The 5,576-nt window shown below is 72.1% G+C and carries 7 protein-coding genes and 1 pseudogene; 7 read left to right on the top strand and 1 reads right to left on the bottom strand.

Translation table 11 applies throughout. From position 1 onward, the window contains the following. From J7I94_RS37365 to J7I94_RS37335, 7 genes and pseudogenes are all read left to right on the top strand, one after another. Positions 1 to 341 (top strand): annotated as a pseudogene (locus tag J7I94_RS37365) (hypothetical protein); the annotation flags it as partial. Further along, positions 338 to 529, top strand: a complete 192-nt coding sequence (locus J7I94_RS37360) for a hypothetical protein (protein ID WP_215174747.1) — start codon at positions 338 to 340, stop codon at positions 527 to 529. The pseudogene J7I94_RS37365 and the gene J7I94_RS37360, both read left to right, overlap by 4 nt. Positions 530 to 619: 90 nt before the next feature. After that, positions 620 to 853: a hypothetical protein gene (locus J7I94_RS37355; protein WP_215174744.1), complete on the top strand. Its 234-nt coding sequence runs from the start codon at positions 620 to 622 to the stop codon at positions 851 to 853. Between the two features lie 95 nt (positions 854 to 948). Further along, positions 949 to 1,503 (top strand): MobC family plasmid mobilization relaxosome protein, encoded by a 555-nt coding sequence (locus J7I94_RS37350; protein WP_308114856.1) that lies wholly within the window; start codon positions 949 to 951, stop codon positions 1,501 to 1,503. Continuing rightward, the gene (locus tag J7I94_RS37345; protein ID WP_215174740.1) at positions 1,500 to 3,224 is read left to right on the top strand and encodes a relaxase/mobilization nuclease domain-containing protein; all 1,725 of its coding nucleotides are present in this window, start codon (positions 1,500 to 1,502) and stop codon (positions 3,222 to 3,224) included. Before J7I94_RS37350 ends, J7I94_RS37345 begins: the two co-directional genes overlap by 4 nt. 85 nt (positions 3,225 to 3,309) lie before the next feature. Next, entirely contained in the window at positions 3,310 to 3,759 is a 450-nt protein-coding gene (locus tag J7I94_RS37340) for a hypothetical protein (protein WP_308114855.1), read from the top strand. 78 nt (positions 3,760 to 3,837) lie between these two features. Continuing rightward, positions 3,838 to 4,533: a hypothetical protein gene (locus tag J7I94_RS37335; protein WP_215174738.1), complete on the top strand. Its 696-nt coding sequence runs from the start codon at positions 3,838 to 3,840 to the stop codon at positions 4,531 to 4,533. 98 nt (positions 4,534 to 4,631) lie between these two features. On the opposite strand, the gene J7I94_RS37330 is transcribed toward J7I94_RS37335, so the two are convergent. Continuing rightward, the gene (locus J7I94_RS37330; protein WP_215174736.1) at positions 4,632 to 5,453 is read right to left on the bottom strand and encodes a DUF317 domain-containing protein; all 822 of its coding nucleotides are present in this window, start codon (positions 5,451 to 5,453) and stop codon (positions 4,632 to 4,634) included. Positions 5,454 to 5,576 lie beyond the last annotated feature (123 nt).

Below are 5,576 nucleotides of genomic sequence, written 5' to 3'. Positions count from 1 at the left end.
GACCGAACCACCCCGAACCGGCCGGACACGCGGTCCCGGCCCGTCGGCCCTCACCCCAGCAGACCAAGCCCAGGGTCAGACGCGGTGGCCGGTCCCGCGGCCCGCAGGCACAGCGACCGCCGCGCGAGGCCGAGCAGTCCGTGGAGCAGCTCGTCGAGCAGGTCCGGCCTCATGTCCCCGCGCTCCTCGCGCGAGACGGCAACGAGGCCGTCACCCGGGTCCAGCTCCGGGAGATTCTGCGGCGCGAGGGCCTGAAGGGCGGCCGGAACGACCGACTCAGCCTCGTCCTGCAGCAGCTGCGCGACGAGGACAGCACGACGACGAGGAGCAGCGCCCGATGAAAACCTGCCGCCAGTTCGCGGCTCTCCGAGGCGAGTACGAGCGGGAGATCGGCTTCCTGAGCGCGCACGCCGCGCGGCATGCCGGCAGACCGGCGGCGAAGTCGAGCGCGACGACCGCCGCATCAACGAAGGCACGGATGGCCAGGGCGCTCAACAGCCATGTCCAGCGCTGCCCCGAGTGTGGCTGACCAGCCAAATCAGCAGGTCGGAGCGCCTTTCTCACTCGGTAGCCCGGCCCTGCGCCGGGTCGTCACTCACCCCCGCCTCGGGAGGCCCTAATGACCCCCAGCCCCACCGGCTCCACCTCCACGTTCGCCGAAGCAGGCGTTTGGGCGGACGTCCTGGTCCGCCGTCGGCTCCTGCACGCCGTGGTCCGCGCCTCGAACGGGCAGTGGCTGGTCCAGCACACGCCCGACGGGCCCGTCCACGTGCTGCCCCGGCCGGCGGACGTCGTCGAGCTGGCCGCAGCCATCCAGCACCGCATCCGTGCCACGAGGACCCGTAGCCGATGACCATCCCGTCCGACAACGGCACCATCCCCCCACCCGCGCCCACTGCCAACTCGGTCGCGGCGCGAGCAAGTTATCGGCCAAGACACTCTTCCCCGGTGGGGAAGGCGTCTTGGCCGGAGCCCGCCCCGGGGGTGGCGGGAGCGGTCCAGCACCTGGGGGTGCTGGACCGCGAGGCAGCGACCGAGGGCGGATCGCAGCCGGAACAGACCGCGCCGCGCAAGCGCCGCGCCACGAAGAAGACCTCACGCAAACGCTCGCCGAAGCCGCCCGTGCACAAGCGCACCTACGTGTGCAGTGTGCGCCTGAACGACGCCGAGAAGCAGCAGCTCACCGCTGCCGCGACCGCCGCGCGCACCACCCTTCCCGCCTTCCTCGCCCGCAGCGGCCTCGCCGCCGCCCGCGACCTCGACACGACCACCGCCGCCATCGCCGGCCGCCGTGAACTCGTCGCCGAACTGTTCTCCGCTCGCCGGCACCTGGGCCACGTCGGCAACAACCTCAACCAGATCGCCCGCGCCGTCAACGCCGGCGCCCACCCGTCCGAACTCGACGCCGTCATCGCCGCCACTCAACGCGCCGTCCAGCGCGTCCAGCACGCCACCGAACAGCTCCTCCACCAGGACCAGGACCAGGAGCCACCACCGGCATGATCCCCAGGATTCAGAAGCGCGGGCAGCGCACCCTCGGCCTGCTGTACTACCTGTATGGGCCGGGCAAGTACGAGGAGCACACCGACCCGCACCTCGTCGCCTCCTGGGACGGAAACGCCCCCGATCCCGGCCGCGACCAGGGCGCCACCCTCAAGCAGCTCCAGCAGCTCCTCGACCAGCCGCTGGAGAACATCGACGCCGCCGAGCGGCCGACGAAGCACGTGTGGCACTTGTCCGTCCGCAACGCCGCCGAGGATCGCATCCTGAGCGACGAGGAATGGGGGGATATCGCGCGCCGTATGGTCGCCGCCGCCGGTATCGACGATCCGGAGCAGGGTGCAGGGTGCCGGTGGGCCGCGGTCCGGCATGCCGAGGACCACATCCACATCGTCGCCACCCTCGTGCGCGAGGACGGCTACAAACCCGATCTCGACCACGACGCCGCCCGCGTCCAGGCCCAGGCCCGTACCCTCGAAGCGGAATTGGGTCTGCGCCGCCTCAACAAGGGGGATGGAACCGCCGCGCGGCGCCCGACCAGCGCCGAGCGTCATAAGGCCGAACGTCAGGGCCGGGTGCGCACGGCGCGCGAGGAGCTGCGGGAGACGGTGCGCCGTGCGGTGGCCGGCGCCCGGAGCGAGGATGAGTTCTTCGACCGGCTGGCCGCCGCCGGTCTCCTGATCCGCAAACGTACCGCGCCATCTGGGGACGTGCTCGGGTACAAGGTCGCGTTGCCCGATGACCGCAACAAGGACGGTGAGCCGGTGTTCTACCCCGGGGCCCGCCTCGCCCCGGACCTGTCCCTCCCCCGGATCCGCGAACGCTGGTCCGCCGACGCCTATGCCGAGCACTCCTCCCCAGCTCCTGGGCCGGCCTCGCGTGGGGTGCCGGGCAGTCCGGCCGGTGCGCGGAGGCGTGCGGCCTCGGCCGTGTGGCAGGCGGTGCTGGTCATCGAGGACGGTCAGGACCCGGTCGCCGCAGCGCATATCGCGGCGGCCGGCGAGGTCCTGGACGCTCTCGCGAAGACATCCGCCGCCCACACCCGCCGCGAACTGCGCGAGGCCGCCTTCGTCTTCGAGCGTGCCTCCCGCTCCCACGTCCGGGCCGAGCGCGGACACGACCGGGCGCTGCGGCAGGCCGCCCGCGACCTTGTCCACGGTGGTCCCGCCCTCGGCCGAGGGGAGGACGGGGCGACAACGGCCATGGCGATCGACATGCTGTTCTTCCTCATCACCGCAGCGGGCCACTGGCACGCGAAGAAGGGACATGCCCAGCAGGCCGCCGCTGCCCGCCAGGCCGCCGAGCACCTGCGCGCCGCCTACCAGGCCGCCGCCGCCCAGCCCCTCGGCGCCCTTTTCCAGCGCGGCCGGCGCCTGGGCCGTCCGCTGCTGAACCGGCAGACGCAGGTGCTACGCGAGGCACTGCCGGCGCTGGCCAAGCAGGTCCTGGCCGAACCGGGCTGGTACGCGCTCGCCGCCACCCTCGCCGACGCCGAGGCAGCTGGCCACGACCCGGCCGCCCTGCTGGCCGACGCCGCGGGGCGCCGGGAGCTGGGCACGGCGGACTCCGTCAGTGACGTCCTCGTGTGGCGGCTGCGCCGGAGCGCGGACCTGCCCGCCGACACCAGCGAGGCCATACCCGTCACCGCCACGGCCGAAGCGCCCGCTCGCCGGACAACCGGCCGGGCATCTCGCAGGCCGGAGGCCCGGCGTGGGCGTTCCTGACTGTGGACTTTACGAATTGAAAAGGTTGCCGGGCCTGGGGCACGATCAACACGCGAGCAGGACGAGACAGAGGAGATACGCCCGAGTGCTCAACCGAATCCGCCGCAGGCGCAGGACCCGCACCGACGATCTGCAACGCATGCATGAGCAGTTCTGGCCGGAGCTGTTCGACAGGGTCCCCGAGGACGTGCTGCGGATCCAGGCCGAGCGGCAGGCCGCTGCCCAGCCGGCCGCCGTCGTGGACGACTTCCTCCCGCCCGAGCTGCGGGTCCCCAGCCACGACCAGGTCGCCGGACGGATGATGCCCTGGTCGCAGCCGATCGTCCTCGACGGTGACGTGGTCGCCTGCGACGAGTGCGGTGCGTACCGGGACTGGGTCATCATCTCCACCAACGACCAGGTCTGGCTGCGCTGCCGGGCCGGGCACCAGCAGCACGAGCGGCGCCTGACAACTGCCTGGTTCAACCGCAACTCCGGGCCCGCCGACGCCACGCACGCAACGTTCGAGGACTGCCTGCGTCACCTCGGGCACTGACCCCCACCCCCACGACCCCACCGGGCCCGAAGGACCCGCGCTGCCCAACTCGCACCGAGCACAAGGGGTCATCTCACCATGCGCGTTCGCGCCACCGCCGTCCTCGGCATCACCACCGCTCTTCTCACCCAGCCCGCCTGCTCCCCCGGCACCGACACAGACCGAGCCGCTACCACGGCTCCGCACAGCTCCGTCCAGCACCAGGACAACGACAACAGCGAGAACACTCCGCTGTCGTCGGCCGCGCTGGAGACGCAGCTGCTCACTCAGCAGGACCTCGGCAACGGGTACGTCCACGCTCCCGGGACCAGCACCGACCACGACGACGTCGCCGTCGTGGGTTGCCCGGCCCTCGACGCGCTGGGCGGCGAGGCGGCCACCGGAGGCTCACTCGACTTTCCCCGGCAGGCCAAGACCGGCTTCACCTACGACGCCAGCAGTGGCTCCGCGCTGTCCGAGGACCTGTACAGCGACACCGCCGACGCGTTGTCCGCCGGCACCAGCCGGATCTTCGACGCCATGACCGGGTGCCCCACGTACGAAGTCCTCGTCGGAGGCACCGCGATCAACGTCAGCACACGGGAGCTGGCCGCGCCCCGGCTCGGCGACGAGCAGTGGAGCCAGCTCATGACCTTCACCGCCGGCGGGCGCGACACTGTGCTCAAGCAGACCGCGATCCGAGAAGACCAGGTCCTCCTGGTCCTCTCCGGCTCGCCGGCCCTCGTCGATCTCCACCTCAGCAAGGCCCTCGCCAAGGTGACAGCAGCCCGCTGACACCACGGCGTACGCCGGATATGGGTGAGGCCGGGCCGCCCCTCCGAGGAGGAACGGCCCGGCTCACCCATATCCGGCCGCCGTACACGAGCTTGTCGTCACGTGGCCGGGGCACGCAGGAGCCTGTCCTGGGTGCTGTCCGGCAGTACTCGGCGCAGGACCGGCGCGGTGGAGCTGAGGGAGCCGGCAAACGCGGCGACGAGATCGTCGGGCGTGCTGGAGCTGAAAGATGCGACCCACAGGCAGCGCGCGCCCAGCACCGGCTCCGCCCATGCCTGCCACCCGGCAGGCCCGGTCTCGTACGCCTCGCGAATCAAGCTGCGCGGGTCGGCGTCCTGGATGAGTGCGGGAACATCGCCGAGGCGGATGTGCGTGGCGAACGTCGGATCGATCGCGGCGGTGGCGGGCTGGTCGATGTCGCGGATCCAGCCGTGCGCGGTGACCGCGTCGACCACCGCTTCGGGCCCGCCGAGCGGGAGGCCAGGCTGGTCGCGGGCATCGAGTGCGGTGAGGAAGTCGACGAGGACTTCTCCAGGGACGTCCGGGGTGAAGTAGGCCGACCACTGGGCGAGCGGACTGTTCGTCTCCTGACGCGCGCTGATCTGCCAGGCGACCGGCAGGTCACCGAGGTAGAACGGTTCGTCCGCCAGGACCCACTGCGCCCAGCGCAGGGTGTCGGGGCTGATGTGCAGGACGGTGCTGCGCAGGACCTGCCGGTCCTCTGGTCCCTCGTCCGGCTCCTGCCGTCCGCGGATGATCGTCAGGGTCGTCCAGCCAAGGCCGGTGAGCGTGTCGGCGACAGCGTCGTAGAGGCGTCCGTCGTCACCGGCCAGGTGGCGGGGGCCGACCCAGTACCCGCGCTGGGCCGGAGTCGGGGCGGGCGGGTCGGGCGGGAAATCGGCGTTCAGGGGCGTCTCCAAAGGCTGGGGTTTCTCCTTGCCGCCGGTGGTGGGGGGGGGGGGGGGGGGGGGGGGCTGGGTGGGGGACTGCCAGGCCAGCCGGACGGCGACCTCGGGCGGGAGGTGCCCGAGCTGGGTGTCGGC

The sequence above is a fragment of the Streptomyces sp. ISL-12 genome, from assembly GCF_018614415.1.
Classification (GTDB): domain Bacteria; phylum Actinomycetota; class Actinomycetes; order Streptomycetales; family Streptomycetaceae; genus Streptomyces.
Note: the sequence above shows the minus strand (reverse complement) of the source record. Positions and strands in the feature narration are given on the sequence as shown.